Source organism: Streptomyces purpureus (assembly GCF_014648195.1).
Taxonomy (GTDB): Bacteria; Actinomycetota; Actinomycetes; order Streptomycetales; family Streptomycetaceae; genus Streptomyces; species Streptomyces purpureus.
In genome coordinates, this window is the sequence record NZ_BMQQ01000079.1 from 1 (window position 1) to 1,046 (window position 1,046).

1 protein-coding gene is annotated in these 1,046 nt (G+C 39.7%); it reads left to right on the forward strand.

The features are described from left to right. Nucleotides 1-57: 57 nt before the first annotated feature. Nucleotides 58-990, forward strand: coding sequence for an IS5-like element ISAba13 family transposase (locus IEZ01_RS34435; protein WP_001043692.1), 933 nt, complete (start codon nt 58-60; stop codon nt 988-990). The last annotated feature ends 56 nt before the right edge of the window (nt 991-1,046 follow it).

Consider the following 1,046-nt stretch of genomic DNA (forward strand, 5'->3'; position numbering starts at 1 on the left):
GACGGCTTTGTTGCACAAACCTATCTCTAAAGGCTTATTCCACAATATAATTTTCAAATGAATAAGTCGACACCAAAAATTTATCGCACAACCAATTGGTCTTCATATAACCGAGCTCTCATTAATCGTGGAAATATTGCCATTTGGTTTGATCCTGCTACGCAATGGTATGCCCCATCAAAAGGCAAACAAGGACGAAATCAAACTTACTCCGACGCAGCTATCCAATGCTGCCTAATGATTAAATCTCTCTTTCGATTATCTTTACGCATGGTCACTGGCTTTGTTCAAAGTCTCATCCATCTTTGTGGGTTAAATTGGATAGCGCCAGACTACACTACAATTTGTAGACGACAACAGCATATTGATATTGTGATTAGCTATCAAAAAAGTTGTGATGGACTATATCTAATCGTTGACTCTACAGGTCTGAAATTCTTAGGTGAGGGTGAATGGAAGCGTAAAAAACATCAGCCTGAATATCGTCGCCAATGGCGTAAATTACATATTGGTATAGATGCTAAAACCTTACAAATACGCGCTGTTCAGCTCACAACCAACAATGTGAGTGATTCACAGGTACTTGGTGATTTACTCGATCAGATTCCACAAGATGAGAGAGTTGACTCCGTCTATACCGATGGAGCTTATGATACCAAACAGTGCCGACAGGTCATTGCGGATCGGCAAGCACATGCAGTGATTCCACCAAGAAAAAATGCGAAGCCATGGAAAGATAAAAAGATGGGCTCGCTAGAACGCAATGAGTTGCTTCGAACAGTTAAACGTTTAGGAAGAACTATTTGGAAGAAATGGTCAGGCTATCATCGGCGAAGTTTGGTTGAAACCAAGATGCATTGCATCAAATTATTAGGGGATAAACTCAGTGCGAGAAATTTTCAAAGCCAAGTCAATGAGATTCATGCACGTATGGCAGTATTAAATAAATTTACGGACTTAGGCAGACCACATACCCGAGTTGTCACTTAAATTTGAGTAGATATGAGAAGTCTTAACTTTTAAATCTTTGTGCAACAAAGCCATTT